This window comes from [Actinomadura] parvosata subsp. kistnae, assembly GCF_900323885.1.
GTDB lineage: Bacteria > Actinomycetota > Actinomycetes > Streptosporangiales > Streptosporangiaceae > Nonomuraea > Nonomuraea composti.
Genome location: NZ_OOHJ01000027.1, coordinates 1 through 25,746, shown reverse-complemented (window position 1 = coordinate 25,746; position 25,746 = coordinate 1). Strand labels below are relative to the sequence as shown.

Annotated in this window: 17 protein-coding genes and 1 pseudogene; 10 read left to right on the top strand and 8 right to left on the bottom strand. The window is 72.2% G+C overall.

All coding sequences use genetic code 11. The annotated features are described in order from the left end of the window. Positions 1-108: 108 nt before the first annotated feature. A complete protein-coding gene (murA, locus tag KIS93_RS54710; protein ID WP_230466401.1) occupies positions 109-1,419 on the bottom strand; it encodes a UDP-N-acetylglucosamine 1-carboxyvinyltransferase in 1,311 nt (436 codons plus the stop codon). Between the two features lie 173 nt (positions 1,420-1,592). On the opposite strand from murA, the gene KIS93_RS54705 reads away from it, so the two are divergent. Continuing rightward, on the top strand, positions 1,593-2,120 hold the full coding sequence (locus KIS93_RS54705; RefSeq protein WP_080041038.1) for a hypothetical protein: 528 nt from the start codon (positions 1,593-1,595) through the stop codon (positions 2,118-2,120). Positions 2,121-2,156: 36 nt separating this feature from the next. On the opposite strand, the gene KIS93_RS54700 is transcribed toward KIS93_RS54705, so the two are convergent. Together KIS93_RS54700 and dnaE are read right to left on the bottom strand one after the other, a co-directional pair. Then, positions 2,157-3,551, bottom strand: a complete 1,395-nt coding sequence (locus KIS93_RS54700) for an amidase (protein WP_080041039.1) — start codon at positions 3,549-3,551, stop codon at positions 2,157-2,159. Positions 3,552-3,615: 64 nt separating this feature from the next. Next, on the bottom strand, positions 3,616-7,143 hold the full coding sequence (gene dnaE / locus KIS93_RS54695) for a DNA polymerase III subunit alpha (RefSeq protein WP_080041040.1): 3,528 nt from the start codon (positions 7,141-7,143) through the stop codon (positions 3,616-3,618). A 224-nt stretch (positions 7,144-7,367) separates the two neighbouring features. Between dnaE and KIS93_RS54690 the strand changes: the two are divergent. Together KIS93_RS54690 and KIS93_RS54685 are read left to right on the top strand one after the other, a co-directional pair. Beyond that, a pseudogene (locus KIS93_RS54690) lies at positions 7,368-8,650 on the top strand (amino acid permease). Between the two features lie 10 nt (positions 8,651-8,660). Then, the gene (locus KIS93_RS54685) at positions 8,661-9,782 is read left to right on the top strand and encodes an SGNH/GDSL hydrolase family protein (RefSeq protein ID WP_155128138.1); all 1,122 of its coding nucleotides are present in this window, start codon (positions 8,661-8,663) and stop codon (positions 9,780-9,782) included. On the opposite strand, the gene KIS93_RS68600 is transcribed toward KIS93_RS54685, so the two are convergent. Further along, positions 9,736-10,377, bottom strand: coding sequence for a chorismate mutase (locus KIS93_RS68600; protein WP_335673943.1), 642 nt, complete (start codon positions 10,375-10,377; stop codon positions 9,736-9,738). The two genes, KIS93_RS54685 and KIS93_RS68600, sit on opposite strands and share 47 nt — an antisense overlap. 513 nt (positions 10,378-10,890) lie before the next feature. Between KIS93_RS68600 and KIS93_RS54675 the strand changes: the two genes are divergently transcribed. The 6 genes from KIS93_RS54675 (at position 10,891) to KIS93_RS54650 (ending at position 17,724) form a co-directional block, all read left to right on the top strand. After that, positions 10,891-12,804 (top strand): serine/threonine-protein kinase, encoded by a 1,914-nt coding sequence (locus tag KIS93_RS54675; RefSeq protein WP_080041042.1) that lies wholly within the window; start codon positions 10,891-10,893, stop codon positions 12,802-12,804. 14 nt (positions 12,805-12,818) lie between these two features. Then, the gene (locus KIS93_RS54670; protein WP_080041043.1) at positions 12,819-14,474 is read left to right on the top strand and encodes a protein kinase domain-containing protein; all 1,656 of its coding nucleotides are present in this window, start codon (positions 12,819-12,821) and stop codon (positions 14,472-14,474) included. Further along, positions 14,471-15,286 (top strand): AraC family transcriptional regulator, encoded by an 816-nt coding sequence (locus tag KIS93_RS54665; RefSeq protein WP_230466403.1) that lies wholly within the window; start codon positions 14,471-14,473, stop codon positions 15,284-15,286. Before KIS93_RS54670 ends, KIS93_RS54665 begins: the two co-directional genes overlap by 4 nt. Positions 15,287-15,394: 108 nt before the next feature. After that, on the top strand, positions 15,395-16,057 hold the full coding sequence (locus KIS93_RS54660; RefSeq protein ID WP_080041044.1) for an AzlC family ABC transporter permease: 663 nt from the start codon (positions 15,395-15,397) through the stop codon (positions 16,055-16,057). A gap of 14 nt (positions 16,058-16,071) precedes the next feature. Then, positions 16,072-16,383 carry an AzlD domain-containing protein gene (locus KIS93_RS54655; protein ID WP_080041045.1) on the top strand — a complete coding sequence of 104 codons (312 nt, stop codon included), beginning with the start codon at positions 16,072-16,074 and terminating at the stop codon, positions 16,381-16,383. A 9-nt stretch (positions 16,384-16,392) separates the two neighbouring features. Continuing rightward, the gene (locus KIS93_RS54650; RefSeq protein WP_080041046.1) at positions 16,393-17,724 is read left to right on the top strand and encodes a serine/threonine-protein kinase; all 1,332 of its coding nucleotides are present in this window, start codon (positions 16,393-16,395) and stop codon (positions 17,722-17,724) included. A 4-nt stretch (positions 17,725-17,728) separates the two neighbouring features. Here the strand turns inward: KIS93_RS54650 and KIS93_RS54645 are convergent, their stop codons facing one another. The 3 genes from KIS93_RS54645 to KIS93_RS54635 all read right to left on the bottom strand — a co-directional run bounded on the left by KIS93_RS54645 (position 17,729) and on the right by KIS93_RS54635 (position 19,622). Further along, complete coding sequence (locus tag KIS93_RS54645; RefSeq protein WP_080041047.1) at positions 17,729-18,658, bottom strand: RluA family pseudouridine synthase; 930 nt, start codon at positions 18,656-18,658, stop codon at positions 17,729-17,731. Next, entirely contained in the window at positions 18,655-19,164 is a 510-nt protein-coding gene (gene lspA, locus KIS93_RS54640; RefSeq protein WP_222108024.1) for a signal peptidase II, read from the bottom strand. Before lspA ends, KIS93_RS54645 begins: the two co-directional genes overlap by 4 nt. 68 nt (positions 19,165-19,232) lie before the next feature. Next, positions 19,233-19,622 carry a TraR/DksA family transcriptional regulator gene (locus KIS93_RS54635; protein WP_186405017.1) on the bottom strand — a complete coding sequence of 130 codons (390 nt, stop codon included), beginning with the start codon at positions 19,620-19,622 and terminating at the stop codon, positions 19,233-19,235. 471 nt (positions 19,623-20,093) lie between these two features. Between KIS93_RS54635 and ileS the strand changes: the two genes are divergently transcribed. Next, a complete protein-coding gene (gene ileS / locus KIS93_RS54630; protein ID WP_080047027.1) occupies positions 20,094-23,237 on the top strand; it encodes an isoleucine--tRNA ligase in 3,144 nt (1,047 codons plus the stop codon). Between the two features lie 99 nt (positions 23,238-23,336). Here the strand turns inward: ileS and KIS93_RS54625 are convergent, their stop codons facing one another. Further along, positions 23,337-24,587 (bottom strand): MFS transporter, encoded by a 1,251-nt coding sequence (locus tag KIS93_RS54625; protein ID WP_080041050.1) that lies wholly within the window; start codon positions 24,585-24,587, stop codon positions 23,337-23,339. Positions 24,588-25,746: the final 1,159 nt, after the last annotated feature.

Here is a 25,746-nt window from a genome sequence, read left to right as displayed (position 1 = left end):
ACCCCGCCGAGCGCCCCGCCAGGCCGAGCGCTCCGACGGATCTGAGTACGGTCACGTCAGATGATCTGCGACGTCCCGATCAGCGGCAAACGCCCGCTTCCTGCCTCTTTACCGTTGCCGTGTGATGTTCAGACCGAGCGAGGCGAACTGCTCGAACGGCCGGTGGTAGCCGCGTTCGATGTGGTGCACGCCGCGCAGCGTGGACGGGCCGTCGGCCACCGCGGCCGCCAGCACCGCCGAGAACCCGGCCCTGATGTCGGGCAGCGTCACGTCGGCGCCCTTGAGCTTGGACACGCCGCGCACGACGGCCGAGTGGCGGGCGTTCGTGTCGTGGTAGCGGCAGGCGGGGCCGCCGAGGCACTGGTCGAACACCTCGATCTCGCAGCCCATCTTCTGCAGCGCCGGCACGTACACGAGGCGGTTCTCGAAGACCGTCTCGTGCAGCACCGACATGCCCTGGCTCTGCGTGAACAGCACCATCAGCGGCGTCTGCCAGTCGGTCATGAACCCGGGGTGCGTGTCGGTCTGCACGGCCGCCGAGCGCAGGCCCTCGGGGGGCGCGGTGGCGCACAGGTACTCGTCGTTGATGTCGAACTGGGCGCCCATCCTGGCCAGCGTGGTGATCGCGGTGACCAGGCGGTCCTGCGGGCAGCCGTGCACGCGCACCTCGCCGCCGGTGATCAGGCCGGCCGCCAGGTACGAGAACGCCTCGATCCGGTCGCCGGTCAGCCACGTCTGGGCGCCGCGCAGCCGTTCGACGCCCTCGATGACGATCCTGCGGTCGGGTGACAGCTCGATCCTGGCCCCCATCCGCTGCAGGAACAGCGCCAGCTCCACCACTTCGGGCTCGGTGGCCGCGTTCTTCAGCACGGTCTTGCCGTCGGCCAGCACCGCCGACATCAGCACCGTCTCGGTGGCGCCCACGCTCGGGTACGGCAGCTCGATCCGGGTGCCGTTGAGCCGCTTGGCCTTGGCGTAGATGCCGGTGTCGCCCACCTGCACCTCGGCGCCCATCGCGCGCAGGGCCTCCACGTGGAAGTTCACCGGCCGCCGGCCGATCGGGTCGCCGCCGACCAGCGGCACGAACGCCTCCCCCGCCAGGTGCAGGAGGGGGCCGAGCATGAGGATCGGGATGCGGTTCAGGCCGGTGAACGCGTCGGGGACGCGCGGCTCGATCTCCGCGCCCTTCTCGATCCTGATCTCGGTACGGGAGATCTCGACGTGGATGCCGAGCGCCCGCAGCATCTCGGCCGTGATGCCCACCTCGCCCACCTCGGGGGCGTTGTGGATGCTGCTCTCGCCGTTGCCCAGCATGGCCGCGACCATGTGCTTGGACACGCCGTTCTTCGAACCGCGCACTTCGACGTCGCCCCGGAGCGGTCCGGAGGGCTCTATCAGCCAGGCCTCTTCTGCAATCACGAAGTTCTGCCCTTTTCAATCGAGGTCGTGCGCAACCGCGCACGATGCACGATCGTACGTCGATGCGCCCCGGATGCCGCACTTGTCCGGGGATCACGACGCGCAGGAGGGCCGCCGGGCGGGCTGAGGGATACCATCGAGCTGATTCGGACGTACATGTGAGGGGGAGTGGCGTGACGAGGGAAGTACGCGCTTTTGCGGTAACTGTCCTCACACTCGCCGCTCTCGGGGTCGCCGCCGGACTGCTCTGGTCAGGGCTGACGCCGCGGGCGCCGTACCAGGTCACGGAGCAGGGCACGGTGCTGGCCGACCCGACGACGCAGGCGCTGATCGCGGCCGACGGCTGGTTCGCGGTGATCACGGGCGGGCTCGGGCTGCTGTGCGGCGGAGTGGCCTGGTTCGCGGCGCGGCGGTGGATGTTGCCGGTGCTGCTGGGGTTGTGCGCGGGCGGGGTGGCGGCGGCGTTCCTCACGTTGTGGGTCGGGTCCACGTTCACGCTGGGGGCGGTCACGGTGGAGGCGTCCCCGGCGCTGACGGCGGCCGGGACGAAGGTCGTCCCGGGCGCGCTGCATCTGACCGCCAAAGGGGTGATGGTGGCCTGGCCGCTGCTGGCGGTGGGGTTCTTCGGGCTGCTGGAGGGCATGCACGGCTACCGCGAGTCGCCGCTGCGGGAGCCGTACGGCGGCATCGGGCCGGTCTGAGCCTCGGGTGGGAGCCGTACGGCGCGGTCCGAGCTCCTAGAGCGGGGGGCGGCGCAGGCCGTGGCCGGTGGCCTGCTCGAAGGCCCGGGCCACCCGCAGCACCCGGGCGTCCTCGAACGGCCGGCCCACGATCTGCACGCCCACGGGCAGCCCGTCCTCGGTGAAGCCGGCGGGCACGGAGGCGGCCGGCGCGTGCAGGACGCTGATCCAGTACGCCGAGCGCATCCACGCCAGGTAGTCGGGCAGCTTCTGGCCGTTGATCTCGCTCACGTACGGCTGCTCGATCGGGAACGGCGGCACCTGGCTGACCGGCGCGAGCAGCACGTCGTAGGTGTCGAAGAAGGCGGCCATGCGCTGGTAGAGGCGGCTGCGGGCGCGCTCGGCGCGGGCCAGGTCGGCGCCGGTGACCTTGCGGCCCTGCTCGACGTTCCAGGCCGTGTTGGGCCCGAGCCCTCCCGTGTCGCCGTGCAGGTCGCCGAACACGAGCAGGTAGTTCCAGGCGCGGTAGGTGCGGAAGGCGTCCTCGGCGTCGCTCAGGTCCAGCTCGACCTGCTCCACGCGGGCCCCGAGCCGCTCGAACACGGCGGGCGCGGTCGCGGTGACCGCCGCGGTGCGCGGGTCCACCGGCAGCCCGCCGAGGTCGGGGCTCCACGCCACGCGCAGCCCGGCGACCCCCTGCTCGGGCTCGGGCGCGAACACCTCCTTGATCGAGTACGGCGAGCGCCGGTCGAACCCGGCGATGGCCCCGAGCATCAGCGTCACGTCCTCGACCGTCCTGGCCATGGGCCCGGGGACGCCCAGCGTGTACCAGGCGTTGATGTCGGAGATGTCGGGCACCCGGCCGGGTGTGGGCCGCAGGCCGACGACGTTGCAGAAGGAGGCGGGGTTGCGCAGCGAGCCGCCCATGTCGGAGCCGTCGGCCAGCGGCACCATGCCGGTGGCCAGCGCGGCCGCCGCTCCCCCGCTGCTGCCGCCGGCGGACTTGGTGAGGTCGTAGGGGTTCCTGGTGGCGCCGAACACCTCGTTGACGGTGTGGGAGCCGGTGCCGAACTCGGGGGTGTTGGTCTTGCCCACGGTGACGGCGCCCGCCGCCCGCAGCCGCTGGACGATCACGTCGTCGTGGTCGGGCACGTGCTCGGCGAACAGCGGGGACCCGTAGGTGGTGCGGATCCCCGCCGTGTCGACGAGGTCTTTGTGCGCGACCGGCACCCCGTGCAGCGGCCCGGCCTCCCCTCCCGAGGAGAGGGCCGCGTCGGCCGCCCTGGCCGCCTCCATGGCCCGGTCGGCGACGAGGGTGACGATGGCGTTGACGTGCGGGTTGACCTGCTCGATCCGGTCGAGATGGGCCTCGAGTACCTCCACGGCGCTCACCTGCCGGGCCCTGATCAGCCGGGCCAGCTCGGTCGCGGTCAGGAAATGCAGTTCGCTCACGCCTGCGATCCTGCCCCACGGCGCCGCCTCCCGAAAACGGGAGGCCGGCGCGGGGGAACGGAGGTCAGGCGCCGAGGCAGGCCGGGCCGAGGAGCTGCTTCAGGTCGCCCATCAGCGCCGGGGACGGCGTGACCCGCAGCCGGTCGTCGACCCGCATGACGGTCGTCTTGGGCCCGTTGTGCACCTGGAGGTGCACCTCGGACGTGCCGGGGTGGGTGGTGAGGATCTCCTTGAGCCGCCCCACCACCGGCGGCGTGCAGCGGGTCAGCGGCAGGCTCACCAGCAGCGGCCCGCCGGCCTCCACGGTGAGGTCGGGCGCGGTCACCTCCATCGCGATGATCTTGGCGACGTCCTCCCGCTTGTCGATCCGGCCCTTGACGAACACGATTGCGTCTTCGGCCAGCAGCGTCGAGCAGAGCTGGTACGCCGACGGGAAGATCATCACCTCGATGGAGCCCGCGAGGTCTTCGAGCTGGGTCAGCACCCAGGTGTCGCCCTTCTTGGTGACCTTGCGCTGCACCCCGCTCAGGATGCCGCCCACGGTGACCACCTGCCCGTCGGCCCGGCTCTCGTCCTGGACGGCGCCGATCGAGCAGTCGGCCCCGGCGGCCAGGATGTGCTCGACGCCGAACAGCGGGTGGTCGGAGACGTACAGGCCGAGCATCTCCCGCTCGAACTGCAGCAGCGTCGTCTTGTCCCACTCGCCCACCGGGATCTGCACGTCGAAGGTCTGGTCCTCGCCGCCGTCGATCGCGCCGAACAACGAGTCTTGGCCGATGGCCTCGTTCTTCTTGATGTCGATGATCGCGTCGACGGCCTGCTCGTGCACCATGACCAGGCCCTTGCGCACGTGCCCGAGCGAGTCGAACGCGCCCGCCTTGATCAGCGACTCGATCACGCGCTTGTTGCAGACGATCGCCGGCACCTTGCGCAGGAAGTCCTTGAAGTCGGCGAAGCGGCCCTTCTCCTTGCGCGCGGAGATGATGCCGTCGACGACGTTGCCGCCGACGTTGCGGATGGCCGACAGGCCGAAGCGGATGTCGGTGCCGCGCGGGGTGAAGTCGAAGTCGGAGTCGTTGACGTCCGGCGGGAAGACCTTGATGCCCATGCGGCGGCACTCGTTGAGGTAGAGGGCCGACTTGTCCTTGTCGTCCTTGACCGACGACAGCAGCGCGGCCATGTAGGCGGCCGGGTAGTTGGCCTTGAGGTAGGCGGTCCAGTAAGCGATGAGGCCGTAGGCGGCGGTGTGGGCCTTGTTGAAGGCGTAGTCGGAGAACGGCAGCAGGATGTCCCACAGCGCCTTGACGGCCTCGGGCGGGTAGCCGCGCTCCAGCATGCCCGCCTCGAAGCCGGCGTACTGTTTGTCCAGCTCCGCCTTCTTCTTCTTGCCCATGGCGCGGCGCAGCAGGTCGGCGGCGCCGAGGGAGAAGCCGGCCACCTTCTGGGCGATGGCCATGACCTGCTCCTGATAGATGATCAGGCCGTAGGTCGTGTCGAGGATGTCCTTGAGCGGCTCCTCCAGCGCCGGGTGGATCGGCGTAATCTCCTGCTGGCCGTTCTTGCGCAGCGCGTAGTTGGTGTGCGAGTTGGCGCCCATCGGGCCGGGCCGGTAGAGCGCGAGGGCGGCGGAGATGTCCTCGAAGTTGTCGGGGCGCATGAGGCGCAGCAGCGAGCGCATGCCGCCGCCGTCGAGCTGGAACACGCCCAGCGTGTCGCCCCTGGCCAGCAGCTCGTACGACTTGCGGTCGTCGAGCGGCAACGCCAGCAGATCGACCTTCTCACCCGTGGTCGCCTCGATCATCTTGAGGCAGTCGTCCATGATGGTGAGGTTGCGCAGGCCCAGGAAGTCCATCTTCAGCAGGCCGAGCGTCTCGCAGGTCGGGTAGTCGAACTGCGTGATGATCGCGCCGTCGGAGTCGCGGCGCATGATCGGGATGTGGTCGGTCAGCACCTCGCGGGACATGATCACGCCGGCGGCGTGCACGCCCGTCTGCCTGATCAGGCCCTCCAGGCCCCTGCCGAGGTCCATCGTCGCCTTGACGTCGACGTCTTCCTCGTAGAGGCGGCGCAGCTCGCCGGCCTCGGCGTAACGCGGGTGGTCTTTGTCGAAGATGCCCGACAGCGGGATGTCCTTGCCCATGACGGCGGGCGGGAACGCCTTGGAGACGCGGTCGCCCAGCGCGTACGGGTAGCCCAGGACGCGGCCCGCGTCCTTGATGGCGGCCTTCGCCTTGATGGTGCCGAACGTGGCGATCATGGCGACCTTGTCGGCGCCCCACTTCTCGGTCACGTAGCGGATCACGTCGCCGCGCCTGCGCTCGTCGAAGTCGATGTCGACGTCGGGCATGGAGACGCGCTCGGGGTTGAGGAACCGCTCGAAGATCAGGCCGTGCGGGAGCGGGTCGAGGTCGGTGATGCCCATCGCGTACGCGACCAGCGAACCGGCGGCCGAGCCACGGCCGGGGCCGACCGGGATGCCGTTCTCCTTGGCCCACATGATGAAGTCGGCGACCACGAGGAAGTAGCTCGGGAAGCCCATCTGCTCGATGATGCCGATCTCGTACTCGGCCTGCTTGCGGTGCTCCTCGTCGTAGCCGTCGGGCCAGCGGCGGGCCATGCCCTCCCAGACGGTCTTGCGGAAGAACTCGCTCTCCGTCATGCCCTCGGGGATGGGGTAGGTCGGCATGAGGTTCTTGAACTCGAAGAACCCGGTCGCGTCGACCCGCTCGGCCACCAGCAGGGTGTTGCGGCAGCCCTCGGCCCACAGGTCGGAGGAGTCGACCGCGCGCATCTCGTCGGCGCTCTTGATGTAGTAGCCGGTGCCGTCGAAGCGGAAGCGGTCGGGGTCGGAGAGCTGCTTGCCGGTCTGGATGCACAGGAGGGCGTCGTGGGAGGCGGCGTCGGACTCGTAGGTGTAGTGCGAGTCGTTGGTCACCAGCGGCGGGATGTTCAGCTCTTTGCTGATCCTGGTCAGGCCGTCGCGGACGCGGCGCTCGATCTCGAGGCCGTGGTCCATGATCTCCAGGAAGAAGTTTTCCTTGCCGAAGATGTCCTGGTATTTCGCGGCGGCCTTGAGCGCCTCGTCGTACTGGCCGAGCCGCAGCCTCGTCTGCACCTCGCCCGACGGGCAGCCCGTGGTGGCGATCAGGCCGTCGGCGTGCTCGGCGAGGATGTCGGCGTCCATGCGCGCCCACTTGCGCACGAAACCCTCGGTGTAGGCGCGCGAGGACAGCCGCATCAGGTTGTGCAGGCCCGTCTTGTTGCGCGCCCAGATCGTCATGTGGGTGTAGTAACCACCCGCCGAGACGTCGTCCTTCTTCTGGTGCGGCTCGCCCCACAGCACCGGCTTCTTGTTGTGCCGCGACTCCGGCGCGACATACGCCTCGATGCCGATGATCGGCTTGATCTCGGCGGCCGTGGCCTGCTTGTAGAAGTCGTAGGCGCCGTGCATGTTGCCGTGGTCGGTGATCGCGATCGCGGGCATCCCCAGGTCGCCGACCTGCTTGAACATCTGCTTGAGACGGGCCGCCCCGTCGAGCATGGAGTATTCGGTGTGAACATGCAGATGAACGAACGAGTCGCTGGACGACATGGAGCGGCGCCTCCCGGTCTCTGATGGGTTGTGGCATCTGACTCTAGTGGGCTCCACCGACATCCCGGGGACGCTCCACCGCTCCCCCGGAACGGCGCGCCGCGGGAGGCCGCGATCAGCAGCGGCGATAGTCTCGTACGCACCATCGGTAATCGAGGAGTCACCGAGTGCGCACGCAGACCGACGAGGGCTACACGCACGCGCTGGGCAACCGCCAGGTCCAGATGATCGCCATCGGCGGGGCCATCGGCGTGGGGCTGTTCCTCGGCGCCGGGGGCCGGCTGGCCGCCGCCGGGCCCGCGCTGGTGCTCTCCTACGCCGCCGCCGGGCTGGCCGCGTTCTTCGTCATGCGGGCGCTGGGCGAGCTCGTCCTCTACCGGCCGGTCTCAGGCTCCTTCGTCGAGTACGCCGGCGAGTTCATCGGCCCGTGGGCGGCCTTCGCCAGCGGCTGGATGTACTGGATCAACTGGGCGTTCACCGGCATCGCCGAGCTGACCGCGATCGCCGCCTACATCCACTACTGGGCGCCGGCCTTCCCCCAGTGGCTCACGGCGCTGATCGCGCTCGGCTTCGTCATGACGGTCAACCTGCTGTCGGTGCGCCTGTTCGGCGAGCTGGAGTTCTGGTTCGCCCTGCTCAAGGTGCTGGCCATCACGGTGTTCCTGGTCGTCGGGCTGGTGCTCGTGGTGTTCGCGATCGGCGCGGCCGGCCCGCGCAACCTCGTCGCGCACGGCGGCTTCTTCCCCACCGGGTTCCCGCTGGTGCTGATGAGCCTGCAGTCGGTCGTGTTCGCGTACGCCTCGATCGAGCTGGTCGGCATCACGGCGGGCGAGACGGCCCGGCCGCACGAGGTCATGCCGAAGGCCATCAACGGCGTCGTGTGGCGCATCGCGATCTTCTACGTCGGGTCGGTGGCGCTGCTGGCGATGGTGCTGCCCTGGACCGCCTACCGCGCGGGCACCTCCCCGTTCGTGACGGTCTTCGCCGGCCTCGGCGTCCCGTGGGCCGCCGACGCCATGAACCTCGTCGTGATCACCGCCGCGCTCTCGTCCTGCAACTCCGGCCTGTACGCCACCGGCCGCATCCTGCGCTCGATGGCCATGAAGCACGAGGCCCCCGCTTCGCCGGCACGCTGAGCGCCCGGCACGTGCCGATCGGCGGCATCCTGTTCACCGCGAGCATGTTCCTGGCCGGGGTGGCGCTGTTCTACTTCCTGCCCGAGCGGGCCTTCAACATCGCCACCGCCGTCGCCTCGCTGGGCGTGATCACCACGTGGGGCGTGCTCGTGTTCTGCCAGACCCGGCTGCGCCGCACCGGCCACCGCTCGGCCTTCCCGATGCCCGGCTCGCCCTACACCAACTGGCTGACGCTGGCGTTCCTGGCGCTGGTGGTGCTGCTGATGCCGTTCGCCGACCAGGACCAGCGGGTCGCGTTCTTCCTCATCCCCGCGCTGGCGATCGCCATCGCCGGAGGCTGGCTCGCCGTGCGGCGCCGCCGCCCGTCCTGACCGCCCCCGCTTGGGTAGGCTCGATGGCGCAGCAGAGGAGTCGCCGCGTGGGGAGGTCGCACTGGACGCTGCGAGACGGAAGATCGTCCAGACGGCGGCCGCGGCCGCGATCGGCGTCGCCCTGGCGTTGGCGTGCCTGCCCCTGGGGGTCTACCCCAGGCTGGCCTGCGCCGTGCTCGACGCCGGCTGCCCCGCCGGCGCACCGCGCGGCGAGTTACCGCGCGTGACCAGGCTGACGGCCGTCCAGGTGGCCCAGAGCGGCACGTACGTGGCGCTCGGCGACTCCTACTCCTCCGGCGAGGGCGTGTGGGAGCTGGACCAGCCGCCGGTCAACGACGGGGCCGACCGCTGCCACCGCTCCGAAGGCTCGTACGTGCCGCTGGTCGCCAAGACCTACCGCTTCGGCGGCGGCACCGCCTTCTACGCCTGCAGCGGCGCCACCACCCGCCAGCTCCTGTCGGGCCAGCACGGCCAGCCGCCCCAGATCACCCGCGTCACCTCGGCGGCGAGCCTGGTGACGCTCAGCATCGGCGGCAACGACGCCGGCTTCTCCAAGGTGCTGACCGGCTGCATCGTCAAGCTCCCGTGGTCGTCGGCCTGCGTCGAGCAGGACGCCGCGGTCGCCCGGCGCATCGAGGAGCTGCGCACCGACCTGCTCAAGGTGCTCAGGGAGGTGCGCGTCCGCGCCCCGTCCGCGCGCGTCGTCGTGCTCGGCTACCCCCGCCCGTTCCCCAAGGAGCCGGTGGCGACCGTCGACAACCTCTCCGAGGCCGACCAGCGCTGGCTGAACACCGTGGCCCGGCGGCTGAACGACACCGTGGGGTCGGTGGTGAAGGACTTCGACCGGGCCATCGCCGCGTTCGGGGCGCCGGGCAGCGCCGAGTACGTGGACGCCTACGAGGCGTTCGACGGGCACGAGGTGGGCCGGCCCCAGCCGTACCTCAACGGGCTGGCGGTCGACATGGACGAGCTGCAGGTCAACGCGCGCAGCTACCATCCGACCGGGGCCGGCTACCGCCGCTTCGCCGAGCTCATCACCCACCAGATCGCCGCCGGCCCCGGCAGGCCGATGAACAACGTGCTGCTCACCGATCCGAACGCTCCTCGGCCAGGTGCAGCCCCGCCTCGATGACGGCGTTCATGATGGCCGACAGGCGCGACTCGCCCAGCGCGGGCGCCCGCACGGCCATCCTGGCCACGACGTCGCGCTCGCGCCCCAGGTCGCGCCCGGCGAACCCGCCGACGGGCTTGAGCCGCTGCACGACGCCGGCCAGCTCGGCGCGCCGCTCCAGCAGCGTGGCCAGGGCGGCGTCGACCCGGTCGATGGCCTGCCGGCACTCGGCCAGCGTGCCGGGCCGCTCGTCGCGCAGCAGCGCGCCGACGACGGTCACGGCCTCCTCGGCCACCCGCCGCTCCGCCTCGGAGGCGGCCGGGCCGCGGGCGGAGCCCTCCGCGTCCGTGCCGATGATCAGGCCGTCGGCGCCGGCCGCGACGGCGGCGGCCGACAGGCCGAGGTCGGCGGAGACGTCCACCAGCGCCGGGTGCCCCGACGCCGCCCGCGCGGCCCGTACGAGCGCCAGGTCGGGGCGGCGGCCCCCCTCGCAGAGGATCACCCTCCCGTCGCCCTCGCCCGCGCAGTAGGCCGCCAGCTGCAGCCACTCCTCCATGGAGGCGGCGGCCCGCCGCTCCACCACGACCGGCAGCCCCAGCCCCGCCGCCGCGCGCACGAGGGGGATGTCGCGCGTCCACGACGCCCCACCACCACGGCCGCCGCGTGCTCGGCGATCTCCGGCAGGTCGGCGGCCGTGGCCGGCTCCGCCAGCGTCACGCCCGCGCGCAGCGCCGCGCGCGGGCCCGTGCGCAGGCTCACCCTGTCGCTGATCACCACGGCGGGCCCGGCGCCCACGAGGAGGCCGCCCACGGCGACCGCGTGCCGTTGCAAGGTCGATGACATCCCGACTCCTCATTCGGCCGGCCCCTGGAGCCGGCGGAAAACCAAAAAGGCAGAGACGGGGTGTCTCTGCCTCGTGCCGACTCCAGGTGGTCGCTAGCTGACGACCGGCTCTCCCGGAGCCGGCTCGGTAAACGCGTAGCGACGACAAGTCATATCCGAACCCTACACCCCCGCCTCCACCTGCTGGGCGGCACTTCTCACATGGCGGACTGTCCTTCTGGCGAGTCGCCGTTGATCCCTGCCCGTGAGAGTATTTCTTGGCCTAGAGGAGGGTTTGAGGCCGTTGATGTCGGATCGCAAGCAGGACGGACGCCGCATCGCCGGCCGCTACCAGCTGCAGGAACCCATCGGCAGGGGCGGAATGGGCATCGTGTGGCGCGCCTACGACGAGCTCCTTGACCGCACGGTCGCGGTCAAGGAGGTCAGGTACGCCGCCGCCCTGGGCGAAGAGGTGCAGCTGCTGAACCGGCGCACGATGCGCGAGGCGAGGGCGGCGGCGAGGTTCGAGCATCCCAACGTGATCGTCGTGCACGACGTGATCGAGGAGGACGAGCGTCCCTGGATCGTCATGCAGCTCGTCCCGTCGCGCTCGCTCGGCGCGGTGATCAAGCAGGACGGGCCGCTGCCGCCCAAGCGGGTGGCCGAGATCGGCCTGGCCGTGCTCGACGCGCTGCACCGCGCCCACGAGGCCGGCGTGCTGCACCGCGACGTCAAGCCCGAGAACGTGCTCCTGGCCGACGACGGCCGCGTCGTGCTCACCGACTTCGGCATCGCCACGCTGGAGACCGAGACGCAGCTCACCGTGACGGGCCTGGCGGGCACGCCCGCGTTCATCGCGCCCGAGCGGCTCAAGGGGCTGCCCGCGCGGCGCGAGTCCGACCTGTGGTCGCTGGGCGCCACGCTCTACACGGCGGTGGAGGGCCGCTCCCCGCACGAGCGCGGCATGGCGCTGGCCACCATGCACGCCGTCCTCACCGACGAGCCCGACCCGGCCACCCACGCGGGCCCGCTCACCGACGTGATCAACGGGCTGCTGGTGAAGGAGCCGGTGCAGCGGCTGACGTACGAGGAGACGCAGCGCATGCTGCGCCGGGCCCTGGCCGACATGACGGCCGCCGAACTGGCCGCCTCGGCCCCCGCCCCGGCCCCGGCGCCCACCGCCCAGTTCCCCGCCGCGCGGCCTCCCGTCCAGGAGCTGCACGTGCCGGCCGCGCCCCAGCGGCCCGCCGCGCCGCCCGCCCAGCCGAAGCGGACCCGCCCCGCCAAGGCGAGGCGGCCGTACGAGCCCGTCGAGGACGACACCCCCACCGACCCCAACCTGCGCGCCGCCGCCGCCCTCCCCGGCGCCGCCGAGCAGGAGGAGATGCCGGAGACGGGCGCGCGCATCCCGCAGACGCCGACCGTCGAGCCGCCCCGGCCGACGGCCGAGTCCACCATGGACGCGGCCAAGCCGGAGCAGCAGAGCCGCCCCACGATCGTCATCGCGGCGGCCGTGGCGGTCCTGCTGGTGGCGGCCGTCGGCGGCTACCTCGGCCTCAACTCCGCGCCCGACGACCAGACCGCGCAGCGCGCCGGCGCGCGGGCGGCGACCGTGACCACCGGCCCGGCGCAGACGCCGCCCGCCGCCTCCACGTCGCCGTCGACCCCGCCCACGACGGCCCCGCCTTCGACGACCCCGCCCTCGGCCTCCCCCTCCGAGCCGGCCTCCCCGAGCTCCTCCCCCACCTCGACGCCCGAGGAGACGAAGGACCCGCTGCCGTCCGGCTGGAAGTACTACACGGACAAGAAGCTCGGGTTCAAGATCGGCCTGCCCAAGGGCTGGGACGAGTGGACCCGCACCGGCAGGAGCGTGGAGTTCAAGGGCCCGGGCGGCGCGCCCAACGCGCACGTACGCGTCGAGGAGATGCCCAAGCTGGGCAAGGACCCGCTGAAGGGCTGGAAGAAGCTCGAACCCCGGATGAAGGACCGCTACGGCGGCTACGACAAGATCGACATCAAGAAGGTCGACTACCGCAAGGCCGCCGCCGACTGGGACTTCTACTGGCCCACCAACACCGGCAAGAGCCGCATCCGCTACCGGGGGTTCATCGCCGAGGACGGGAAGGCGTACGCCATCTACTGGCACACGCTCAGCAGCCACTGGAAGAAGGACTACGACTTCTTCGAGGGCTTCTGTGCCACTTTCGTGCCGCCCAAGTAGGTAGGCTGCGCTGCGTGCACGTCAGCAATCGCTACCGCCTCATCGAGCCGCTCGGCGAAGGCGGCATGGGCGTCGTGTGGCGGGCCTACGACGAGCTGCTCGACCGTACGGTGGCGATCAAGGAGGTCCGCTACACCGGCGTCGGCGACGCCAAGCGGGCCGAGCTCAACCGCCGCACCATCAGGGAGGCCAGGGCCGCCGGGCGGCTCGACCACCCGTCGGTCGTCGTCATCCACGACGTCGTCGAGGAGGACGGCCGGCCCTGGATCGTGATGCAGCTCGTCCGCTCGCGCTCGCTGGCGCAGGTGATCGGCGAGAGCGGGCCGCTGCGGCCCGGGCAGGCCGCGGTGATCGGCGGCCGGGTCCTCGACGCGCTGCGGGCCGCGCACGCCACCGGCGTGCTGCACCGTGACGTCAAGCCCGAGAACGTGCTGCTGGCCGACGACGGCCGCGTCGTCCTCACCGACTTCGGCATCGCCTCCATGGAGACCGAGGCGGGGCTGACGGCCACGGGCGGGCTGGTGGGCACGCCCGCGTACATGCCGCCCGAGCGGCTGAACGGCGATCCCGCCCGCCCCGAGTCGGACCTGTGGGCGCTGGGCGCCACCCTGTACACGGCGGTCGAGGGCCGGCCGCCGTTCAAGCGCGACTCGTGGGCCGCGACGGTGGCGGCGGTGCTGCGCGACGAGCCGGAGCCGCCGGTGCGGGCCGGCGCGCTGGAGCCGGTCATCATGGGGCTGCTGCGGCGCGACCCCGCCGCCCGGCTGTCCGCCGAGCAGGCCGCCAGACTCCTGTACGAGGCCGCGTCCGCGCCGCCCGGCCCGTTCGCCCCCGCGCCTCCCGACGCCCCGCCGTCGCACTGGCAGGCGGCCACCGGCCCCGGCCGGCGCGGCACCACCGACCCAGCGGGCGGGAGCCACTGGGGGACGACCGGCAGCGGCCCGCACCCGGGCGGGCCTGTTTCCGGCCCGTCGCACACCATGCCCGAGCAGCGGCGCGGGCGGCGCAAGGCGCTCTGGATCGGCCTGCCCGCCGCGCTGGTGACCGTCGCGGCGCTGGGCACGGGCGGCGTCCTGCTGTCCGACAAATGGAACGCCACGGCCTCGAATGTGAGCCCGACCCCCAGCCCTACCCGGACGGCCCCCAGCCCCACCGAAGCACCCACCGAAGCACTGGCCACCGCCACCCCCGAGCCCACCCGGACGGCGGCGACGGTGCCCGACGGCTGGCGCTCGTACCGGAACGCGGCCGGCCGCTTCCGGATCGCGATGCCCGAGCGGTGGCGCGCGGAGAAGAACCCCACCCGGGACAGCATCAGCATCAAGGGCCCCGGCAGCCCCGGCATGATGATCGTCGAGTGGACCGTCCCCGACATCCCGTGGGACGACCCGGTGCGGCACTGGCTCGGCCTGGAGAAGGAGATCCGCGCCAAGGGCGAGTTCCAGCAGTACGAACGCGTCGGCATCACCCCCACCGGCTACCTGGGGCTGAAGGCGGCCGACTGGGAGTTCACCCGGGTCCGCGACGGGCAGACGATCCACGTGATCAACCGCGGCTTCCACACCGACGACGGCCGCCCGTACGCGCTGTACTGGGAGACCACCGACTCCCGCTGGGACGCCGACCGGCACTACTTCGAGACGTTCGTCAAGACGTTCAGGCCCCTGTGAAGGAGCAGGCCCGGTTCTGGCGGCACCCGGCGGTGCCGGGCACCGACCTGCTCAAGGCCCGCTACGTGACGCACCGCTTCTCCCGGCACGTGCACGACGGCTACGCGATCGGGCTGATCGTCTCGGGGGTGGAGGAGTTCGACTACCGCGGCACGCTGCACCGGGCGGCGGCGGGCGAGCTGGTGCTGGTCAACCCCGACGCGGTGCACACGGGGCACGCCGGGGTGCCGGGCGGGTGGGCGTACCGGATGCTCTATCCGTCGATCGACGCGCTGGCCGGGATCGCGGCGGAGCTGGGGGCGCCGTACGGGACGCCGTACTTCCCCGAGCAGGTGGTGCGCGACGAGCAGGTGGCGGCGCTGCTGCGGCGGGCGCACGAGGCGGCCGAGCGGGGTGACGCGCTGGCGGCCTCGACGCTGAGCCGCACGATGTTCGCCCGGCTGCTGTCGCGTCACGCCGCGCCGCGGCCCGCCGCGGTGCTGCCGGCGGAGGGCAGGCGGGCGGTGCGCGCGGCGCTCGACGTGCTGCACGAGAGCCTCGTGGACCCGCCGACGCTGGAGGGGCTGGCGCAGGCGGTGGGGGCGCGGCCGTTCGCGCTGCTGCGGGCGTTCAAGGCCGTCACGGGGCTGCCGCCGCACGCGTATCTCACCTCGCTGCGGGTGCGACAGGCGCGCCGGCTGCTGCGGTCCGGCGTGCGGCCCGCGCGGGTGGCCGCCGAGGTGGGCTTCACCGACCAGGCCCACCTGAGCCGCCACTTCAAGCGCATCGTCGGCGTTCCGCCCGCCGCGTATCAGCGGGCCGCAGGGGCGTAGAAGCCACCGCCCATCAGCGGGCGTGGGGGTGTACGAGCCCGCCGCCCATCAACAAGCCGCAAGAACGTACAAGACGGGCGATTCGCCCGGCGCCTAGCGTCGGGCGGCATGGAAGAGACGACCTCCCGTTCCGCCGCCGTGCGGGACGGTCTCGGCGTGGGGCTGGCCGTGGGCCTGTCCGGGATCGCCTTCGGCGCCGCGGCGGTCACCGCGGGCCTGTCCGTGCCGCAGGCGTGCGTGCTGAGCCTGCTGGCGTTCACGGGCGCCTCGCAGTTCGCGCTGACCGGCGCGGTCGCCGCCGGCGGCGACCTGGTGGCCGCCACGCTGGGCGCGCTGCTGCTCGGCGGCCGCAACACGCTCTACGGCCTGCGCATGGCCGAGCTCCTTCGGGTACGCGGCCCGCGCCGCCTGCTGGCCGCCCACGGCGTGATCGACGAGACCACGGCCGTCACGATGGCCCAGCCCACCCCGGAGTCGGCCCGCACGGGCTTCGTGACGACGTTCGCCAGCCTCTACACCGCCTGGAACCTGAGCACGCTGGCCGGCGCGTACGGCACCTCGTTCCTGGGCGACCCGGCCGTGCTGGGCCTGGACGTGGTGGGCCCGGTGGCGTTCCTGGCCATCCTGTGGCCGCGCCTGGCGGCCAGCGCCGAGCTGCGCTGGCTGGCGGCGGGGGCGGCGGCGATCGCCCTGTGCGCGACCCCGTTCCTGCCGGCCGGCGTGCCGGTGCTGCTGTCGGCCGTCGCGGTGCTGGTGGTGCTGTTCCGATGACAGGGGGTGCTCCGATGGCGTTGTGGTGGGCGATCGCGGCCGTCTGCGCGGGCTGCTACGCGTTGAAGCTGGCGGGGCTGGCCGCGCCCCGGCGGGTGCTGGAGCATCCGCGGGTGCGCAGGTTCGCGGAGCTGGTGCCGGTGGCGCTGCTGGCGGCGCTGATCGCGGTGCAGACGTTCACGGCCCAGGGCGGGCTGAGCTTCGACCCGGCGCGGGCGGCGGGGCTGGGGGCGGCGGTGGTGGCGTTGCTGCTGCGGGCGCCGTTCCTCGTCGTGCTGGCCTCGGCGGCCGTGGTCACCGCGCTTGCCCGGATGCTTCTGGGGTAGTCGCCGTGCATGTCCGATTCAGTGGGGTTGGTGGTCGGCGGGCGTTATCGGCTGCTCAGGACCATCGGAAAGGGTGGCATGGGCATGGTGTGGCATGCCCACGACGAGGTGCTCGGCCGGGACGTGGCCGTCAAGGAGGTGCTTCCCCCTCCCAACATGAGCGGCCCTGAGCGCGAGGAGTTCGCCGTACGGACCTTCCGCGAGGCCAGGGCGGCGGGCCGGGTCGCGCATCCCGGCGTGGCCACCGTCTATGACGTCCTGGAGGAGCGCGGTCATCCCTGGATCGTCATGCAGCTCGTGCAGTCGCGCACGCTGGGCGCGCTGATCCGCGAGGAGGGTCCGATGCCGCCCGCGCAGGCGGCGGGCATCGGGTTACAGCTCCTGGAGGCGCTGCGCGCGGCGCACGCGGCCGGGGTGCTGCACCGCGACGTCAAGCCCGACAACGTGCTGCTGTCGCAGGACGGCCGCGCGGTCCTGACCGACTTCGGCATCGCCACCACGGAGGACGAGGCGCCGGTCACGAGGACGGGCATCCTGGTCGGCACCCCCGCGTTCATGGCGCCGGAGCGGGCGGCCGGCGGCCGGGCCACGCCCGCCTCTGACCTGTGGTCGGTGGGCGTGACGCTCTACATGGCCGTCGAGGGCCACTCCCCCTTCCAGCGGGACACCGCCCTGGCCACGCTGGGCGCCGTCATGCACGCCGAGCCCCGGCCGCTGGCCCGCGCGGGCGTGCTCGCCCCCGTCCTGCTCGGCCTGCTGCGCAAGGACCCGGCCGAGCGCATGTCGCTGGAGGAGGCGGAGCGGCGGCTGACCGCGATCCTGACCGGCGCCGCGCCCGAGCGGACCGGCCCCGTCACCGTCCCGGCGGGTCACCGGCGCCCGCGGCGGCGGCTGCTCCCGCTGGCCGCGATCGTCGGCGGCGCGCTGGCCGTCGGGCTGGTCACCGGCGGCGCGGCCTGGTGGTCGCAGCGCCCGCGGCAGCCGGTCACCCCCAGCCCCGTGCCCGCCGTGGTGACCACCGAGAAGACGACCGTGTACGAGTCGCCCACCCCGGAGCTGAAGACCACCCGGCCGGAGAGCACCGCCCCGTCCCCCTCCGGGCCGCCGTCTCCGCCCCAGTCCCGGCCGCAGTCCCACGAGGCGAGGACCAGCAGCACTCCGCCCCCGACGCGCGAGCAGCAGCCGCGCAGCCCGTCGCCCACGGCGAAGAAGAAGACCCCCACCAAGGAGCCGAAGCCGACCAAGACCAAGGAGGAGGCCACCGGCCGGGCCCCCGGCCAGATCGAGGGCACGGGCAACGGCCGGGCGCTCGGCAAGGGCAAGAAGAAGAAGTCCGCCTGAGCGGCTAGGACTCCTCGCGCACGATGTCGAGCGCCTTCTGCAGGTCCTGCGGGTAGTCGGTGCTGAACGACATCCACTCCCCCGTCGAGGGGTGCTCGAAGCCGAGCGCGACCGCGTGCAGCCACTGCCGCGTGACGCCGAGCCGGGCCGCCAGCGTCGGGTCGGCGCCGTACAGCAGGTCGCCGACGCACGGGTGGCGCAGCGCCGACATGTGCACCCGGATCTGGTGTGTGCGCCCCGTCTCCAGCTTGATGTCCAGCAGCGACGCCGCCCTGAACGCCTCCACCGTGTCGTAGTGCGTGACGGACGGCTTGCCCCCGGCCACCACCGCGAAGCGGCCGTCGCCCGACGGGTGCCGGTCGATGGGCGCGTCGACCGTGCCCCTGAACGGGTCGGGATGGCCCTGCACCAGCGCGTGGTAGCGCTTGTCGACCGTGCGCTCCTTGAAGGCCCGCTTGAGGTGGGAGTAGGCGTGCTCGCTCTTCGCCACCACCATGGCGCCCGTGGTGTTGGCGTCGAGCCGGTGCACGATGCCCTGGCGCTCGGCGGCGCCGCTGGTGGCGATCGTGTGCCCGGCGCCGAGCAGCCCGCCGATCACCGTGGGGCCGGTCCAGCCGACGGTGGGGTGGGCGGCCACGCCGATGGGCTTGTTGACCACGATGATGTCGTCGTCCTCGTACACGATGGACATGCCCGGCACCGGCTCGGCCACCGGCATGGGCGTGCTGACCGGCGGCGGCAGCGTGACGTCGAGCCACGCGCCCGCGTGCACCCGGTCCGACTTGGCCGGCTGGCGGCCGTCCACGAGCACCTCGCCGGCCGTGATCAGCTCGGCCGCGCGGGTGCGGGAGAAGCCGAACAGCCGCGAGAGGGCGGCGTCGAGCCGCTCGCCCTCCAGCCCGTCGGGCACCGGCAGGCTGCGCTGCTCACTCATTTGCCGCCCACCTCCTTCGACCCGTCGATCTGCACGTTGCGCCAGGCCAGGATCACCGCCAGGATGCCGCCGCAGACGATCGCCGAGTCGGCGATGTTGAAGACCGGGAAGTAGTCGATGACCGGGAAGTTGCCCGGCAGCACCTCGATGAAGTCGACCACGTGCCCCTGGAGCTGCGTGGAGCGCCCGAACCCCGACGGGTAGCGCAGCAGCCGGTCGGTGAGGTTGCCCGTCGCGCCGCCCAGCAGCAGGCCGAGCGTGACCGCCCAGGACCGGCTGCCGAGCTTGCGCGCCGTGCGCACGATCGCCACGACGACACCGGCCGCGATGAAGGTGAAGATGAACGTCATCCCGGTGCCGATGCTGAACGCGGCACCCGAGTTGAAGATCACCCTGAACTGCAGCACGCCCGGGATGACGACCAGCGGCGGCTCACCCTCCAGCGACCGCAGCACCACCGTCTTGGTGGCCAGGTCGGCCGCGTAGATCACGGCCGCCAGCGCCACGAGAACGGCGAAGAGGCGCCGGCGGGGCCTGCCCGCCGCGCCTCCCGTGCCCGTGGAGGGGGAGCCCGTTACCGGCGCTCCTCCTTCTGCTTGCAGGTCACGCACAGCGTCGCCCTCGGGAACGCCTGGAGGCGTTCCTTGCCGATCGGCTTGTGGCACGATTCGCACACTCCATAGGTCCCTGCGTCGATCCTGGCGATCGCACGTTCGTTCTGCGCGACCAGATCGCGCGCATTCAGGGTAAGGGCGATCTCGCGTTCGCGCTCGTACGTCTTGGCGCCGGCGTCGGCCTGGTCGTCGCCCGCGCCCTGGGTCACGTCCCCAGAGGCTATCTCCGACTCGTGGCGGAGGATGTCCGCCTCGAGCTCGTCGATCTCCGTCTGGAGCCTGCCGCGTACCTCGGCCAGCTCCTCTTCCGACCACATCGAGGGTGTCGCGGTCTGCGTGACTGCCGCCATGGCTGCCTCCATTGCTGATCAAGGCCGTAAATGGTGCGGGCAGCTTAGGATCCAGATAACGGAACGGCAAACGACCCGCCGGACGGTTTACCTCCCCCGTACTATCCCGCCTCGCGCATTCAACTCCTCCCCAGCGGCGTCCATTCCCACATCTTTGCGCCGTTGACGACTTGCGTACCGGCCGCTGATCGGGGGACGGGGCGCCACCAGGAAAACAAGGAAGCCTTCGCCTCCACTCTGCGTTATGGTTTGAGACTGCAAGGCGTTGATGGGGCCCCACTGTGAGGGATATCACCCCGGAGCCGCCGGAAGAACGGCTCTCCCGAGAGCTCATTAGACCCGGCAGCAGCCCAAATGAAGAGGGCCCCGCCCCGCGCGGGGTCAAGAAGGGTGGTACCGCGGAGCCGCCAGGCTTCGTCCCTTCACGCGTCAAGCCCAGTCGTTTGATCAAGCGTGGAGGTCGCGCCCGAGATGTCTTCCCCATCATTCCGCTCTCTTCCCGCGCAGGTCGACCTGCCCGCGCTCGAGCGCGAGGTCCTCGACCGCTGGCGGGACGGGAAGATCTTCGAGCGTTCCGTCGAGCAGAACGCGGGCAACCCCGCCTGGGTCTTCTACGAGGGCCCGCCCACCGCCAACGGCCTGCCCGGCGTGCACCACGTCGAGGCCCGCGTCTTCAAGGACCTGTTCCCCCGCTACAAGTCGATGCGCGGCTTCAGCGTGCCCCGCAAGGCGGGCTGGGACTGCCACGGCCTGCCCGTCGAGGTGGGCGTCGAGCGGGAGCTGGGCCTGTCGGGCAAGCGCGACATCGAGACGTACGGCATCGCCGAGTTCAACGCCAAGTGCCGCGAGTCGGTGCTGCGGCACGTCGACGCGTTCGAGCAGATGACCGAGCGGATGGGCTACTGGATCGACCTGTCCCAGGCGTACCGCACGATGGACCCGTCCTACGTCGAGTCCGTGTGGTGGTCGCTGAAGGTCGTCTTCGACAAGGGGCTGCTGTTCCGCGACTTCCGCATCACGCCCTACTGCCCGCGCTGCGGCACCGGCCTGTCCGACCACGAGCTGGGCCAGCCCGGCGCCTACGAGACCGTCTCCAGCCCGTCGGTCTACGTCCGCATGCCCGCCACCTCCGGCCCGCTGGCCGAGCTCGGCGCCGCGCTGCTCATCTGGACGACCACGCCGTGGACGCTCGTCTCCAACACCGCCGTGGCCGTGCACCCCGACGTCACCTACGTCGCGGCCCGCACCGCCGACGGCGAGGTCCTCGTCGTGGCCGAGCCGCTGCTGTCGGTGCTCGGCGAGGGCGCCACCGAGGTGGCCCGCTTCACCGGCCGCGAGCTGGAGCACACCACCTACACGCGCCCGTTCGACCTGGTCGACATCCCCGGCGCCCACTACGTCGTGCTCGGCGACTACGTGACCGTCGAGGACGGCACCGGCCTGGTCCACCAGGCGCCCGCCTTCGGCGCCGACGACATGGCCGTGATCAGGAAGTACGAGATGCCGGTCGTCAACCCGATCGGCCCCGACGGCCGCTTCCTCGACGACGTGCCCATGGTCGGCGGCAAGTTCTTCAAGGACGCCGACGAGGAGCTGACCGAAGACCTGCGGGCGCGCGGCCTGCTCTACCGCGGCGGCCACTTCGAGCACAGCTACCCGCACTGCTGGCGCTGCCACACGGCGCTGCTCTACTACGCGCTGCCCTCCTGGTACATCCGCACCACCGCGATCAAGGACCAGATGCTGTCCGAGAACGCCGACACCAACTGGTTCCCCGAAACGATCAAGTGGGGCCGGTTCGGCGAGTGGCTGCGCGGCAACGTCGACTGGTCGCTGTCGCGCTCGCGCTACTGGGGCACGCCGCTGCCGCTGTGGGTGTGCTCCGAGGACGAGTCGCACGTGACGTGCGTCGGGTCGCTGGAGGAGCTGGGCACGCTGGCCGGCCGCGACGTCTCGGCCCTCGACCCGCACCGCCCGTACGTCGACGACGTCACCTTCGACTGCCCGTCGTGCGGCGCCCTGGCCACGCGCGTGCCCGACGTCATCGACGCCTGGTACGACTCCGGCTCCATGCCGTTCGCCCAGTGGGGCGAGCGCGGCAAGCCGGACGTCTACCCGGCCGACTTCATCTGCGAGGCCACCGACCAGACGCGCGGCTGGTTCTACTCGATGATGGCCGTCGGCACGCTCGTCTTCGGCCAGTCGTCCTTCCGGAACGTGCTCTGCCTCGGCCTCATCCTGGCCGAGGACGGCCGCAAGATGAGCAAGCACCTGGGCAACATCCTCGAGCCGATCCCGCTGATGGACCAGCACGGGGCCGACGCGCTGCGCTGGTTCATGGCCTGCTCCGGCTCGCCGTGGGCGGCCCGCCGGGTGGGCCACACCACGCTGGAGGAGATCGTCCGCAAGGTCCTGCTGACCCTGTGGAACACCTCGTCGTTCTTCACCCTCTACGCCAACGCCGAGTCCTGGTCCCCCGACAAGCTCGCCGAGGCCGCGCCGGCGGCGCAGCGCCCGCTGCTCGACCGCTGGGCGCTGGCCGAGCTGCACCGCACGGTGGCCGAGGTCACCTCGGCACTCGACGAGTACGACACCCAGCGGGCCGGCCGCCGCCTGGCCGACTTCCTCGACGACCTGTCCAACTGGTACGTCCGCCGCTCGCGCCGCCGCTTCTGGCAGGGCTCCCAGGACGCGTTCGCGACCCTGTACGAGTGCCTGGAGACGGTGCTGCGGCTGATGGCGCCGATCACGCCGTTCGTCACCGACTACCTGTGGGACGTCCTGCGCCCGGCCGGCGCGCCCTCCTCGGTCCACCTCGCCACGTGGCCCGAGGTGCGCGAGGACCTGCTCGACCCGGCGCTGTCGGACCAGATGGCCCTCGTGCGGCGCCTGGTGGAGCTGGGCCGCTCGGCCCGCGCCTCCTCGGGCGTCAAGACCCGCCAGCCGCTGCGCCGGGCCCTGGTCGGCGCGCACGGCTGGCCGTCGCTGCCCGACGAGCTGCGCGGCCTCGTCGCCGACGAGCTGAACGTCCAGGCACTGGAGGACATGTCCGGCTTCAGCGCCGACCTCGTGTCCTACACGATCAAGCCGAACTTCCGCGCCCTGGGCAAGCGCTTCGGCTCCCAGACCAAGCTCGTGGCCGCCGCCGTCACCGCCGCCGACGCCGCCCGCGTCGCCCGTGCCCTGCGCTCGGGCGCCACCGTCATGGTGGAGGCCGACGAGCTCGGCGAGGTCATGCTCGGCCCCGACGAGGTGATCGTCAACGAGCAGCCCCGCTCCGGCTGGGCCGTCGAGACCGGCGCCATCGGCACCGGCACGGGCGAGACGATCGCGCTCGACCTGGAGCTGACCGACGAGCTGCGCCGCGCCGGCCTGCTGCGCGAGGTCATCCGCCTCGTCCAGGAGGCCCGCAAGTCGACCGGCCTGTCCATCACCGACCGGATCGACCTGTGGTGGAGCGCCACCTCCGACGACCTCGCCGCCGCGCTGCGCACGCAGGGTCACGTGGTGGGCGAGGAAGTCCTGGCGACCACCATCCAAGAGGGCACCGCCGCGGACCTCCCGTCCCACACGGACGCCGACCTCGGCCTCACCTTCCAGCTCCGCCGCGCCTGACCGACCCCGGGGAGGGGGCGCCCTCCGGCACCCCCTCCCCGCCCAGGTCGTCGACGTCCCGCACACCGCGCAGGGCCCCGTCCAGATCCTCGACGTCCTTCACTCCCGCAGAGCCGCGTCCAGGTCCTCGACGTCCCGCACGCCTCGCAGAGCCGCGTACACCGGCAGCGGCGACAGCAGGACGACGACCGCCGCCACCCACAGGGTCTGCCGCGCCCCCGCCACCTCCCCCAGCACCCCGCCCAGCAGGGCGCCCAGGGGGAACAGCCCCATCATGAGGAACCGCATGGTGGCGTTGACCCGGCCGAGCATCCGCTCCGGGCACAGCCGCTGGCGCAGGCTGACGTTCGTGACCGCGTACACGATCTGCCCCAGCTCCCCCGCCGCCGTCCCCACCACGAGCAGCCCCACCCCCCAGCCCCGCCCCGCCAGGGGGCTGAGCATCGCGACGGGCCCCGTCACGGCCAGGGCCAGCCAGATCACCCTCGCCGACCCCGCACAGCGCGCGAGCACCGGCGTGAGAGCCGCCCCCGCCAGGGCGGCGACGGAGCCGGCGGCGAGCACGAGCCCGATGCCGGTGGGCGACAGGCCGAGCGTGCGAACCATGAACACGAAGCTCACCGCCGACGCGATGGCGAAGGCGAAGTTCCCGGCGGCACTGGTGATCGCGGTCGCCCGCAGAACCGGCGTCCTGAGAACGACCACCAGCCCTTCCTTGATCTCAGCACCCAGCCCCGCGGACCCCGATGCGGCGGGGACCGGCGCGGGTTCAGGGGCCTTGATGGCCAGCAACGAGACAGCCGACACAGCGAACGTGACCGCCTGAACCAGCACCACGTTCGCCGCACCCAGCACACTCACGGCCCACCCACCGACCCCCGGCCCCGCCACCTGCCCACCCGCCCGGATGCTCTCCATCGCCGAGTTACCCGCGAGCAGCCCCTCCCGCCCCACCACAGACGGCAGATAACTCTGGTACCCCACATCGAAGAACACCCTGGCAACCCCGGCCAGCAGCGAGACGACCACGAGCTGCCAGATGCCCAGCACCCCGAGCATGGCGGCGAGCGGAACCGTGGCCAGCACCACCGCCCGAGCCAGATCCGCCCCCACGAGCACGGGCCGCCGCCGCCACCGATCGACCCACGCCCCGGCCGGCAACCCGATCACCGCGAACGCGACCGTCCCGGAGGCCGTGATCAGGCCGAGCTGCAGGGGCGAGGCATCAAGGGTCACAACGGCCAGCAACGGCACCGCCACGCCGCTGACCTGCGTACCGAGCTGGGCGGTGGTCTGCCCGAACAGGAGCAGCCGGAAATCGCGCCGCTTGAACGGCGAACGGCTGGACATCTTGGAGCCTCCAGAGAGCCGGTGAGGTGATGAACCCCCACCCGCAGCTCCGAAAGGCGTCGCTAGGGGTGGGGCACATTACCGCCCCCACCCCACCCGTCAACCACCCGCCCCCTCACCCGTTTCACACCCCGGCACCCCACCACCACCGCCCCGAACAACCACACCCCGCGCACCCCGCCACCGCACGACCACGCCTCCAAGCACCCCGCCACCCTCACCACCACGCGACCTCGCCCCGAGCACCCGCCATCCTCACCACCACGCGACCACGCCCTCGCACACCGGCAGGGCTCACCGCCGCCTTCGCCGCGCACCCTCGCATGCCGCACACCCTCGCCGCCCAGGCCGCACACCCTCGCCTCCAACGTCGTCGCACCCCAGCCGAGCCTCGCCCGCCCACCCCCTCGCGCCGACAGGGCTCACCACCGTCTTCGCCCGCACACCCTCGCCTCCCACGTTGTCGCACCCCAGCCCAGCACGCGTCACCCACCCGCAGCACGCCCCTGCGCCCAGCGCCCCCGCGCCGCTGCCCGCGCAATCCATGCCCGCACGCCCCGCGCCCTGTGCACCCGCACCGTGCACATGCGGCAGGCCCGCACCCACGCGCCACCGTGCCCCTGCCCGCGCCCCATGCCGTGCGCCCCGGGCCCTTGCCCACGCGCCACCGTTCCTTCGCGCCCTGCACCCCGCACCCTGGGGCCGCTCCCTGTGCCCTCGCGCCTCCGCACCTCGCGCCCACGCCCCAATGCCCCGCGGCCACGCGCCGCGCCGGCGCATAGCGCGCCCCGGGCCATGCCCGCAGGCCCACAGCCCCGTGTCCAGGCACCGCCGCACTCCCGTACCCGCCCGCAACGCGCCGCGCCTCCCATGCCCCATGCTCCGCGCCCGCGGCCTGCGCCTCGCCCCTGTGGCCGCACGCAGCGCGCCTGTGCCCCCGCATGCTGTGGCCGTGCGCCACCGCGCCCCGCCCGTACACAGCGCGCCCCGCGGCCCGTGCCCTGCGGCCCCGCGCCCCATACCCCGGCCCACGCGCCCCGCGCTTTCACACCCACCGCTCGCGCGCGCTGCCGTGCCCGGTAGCCCATGTCGGCGTACAGCTCGGGCCGCAGAGCGGAGGCAAGTTCGGCCGGACGCACGACCTGGGCCCCGGGCCGGC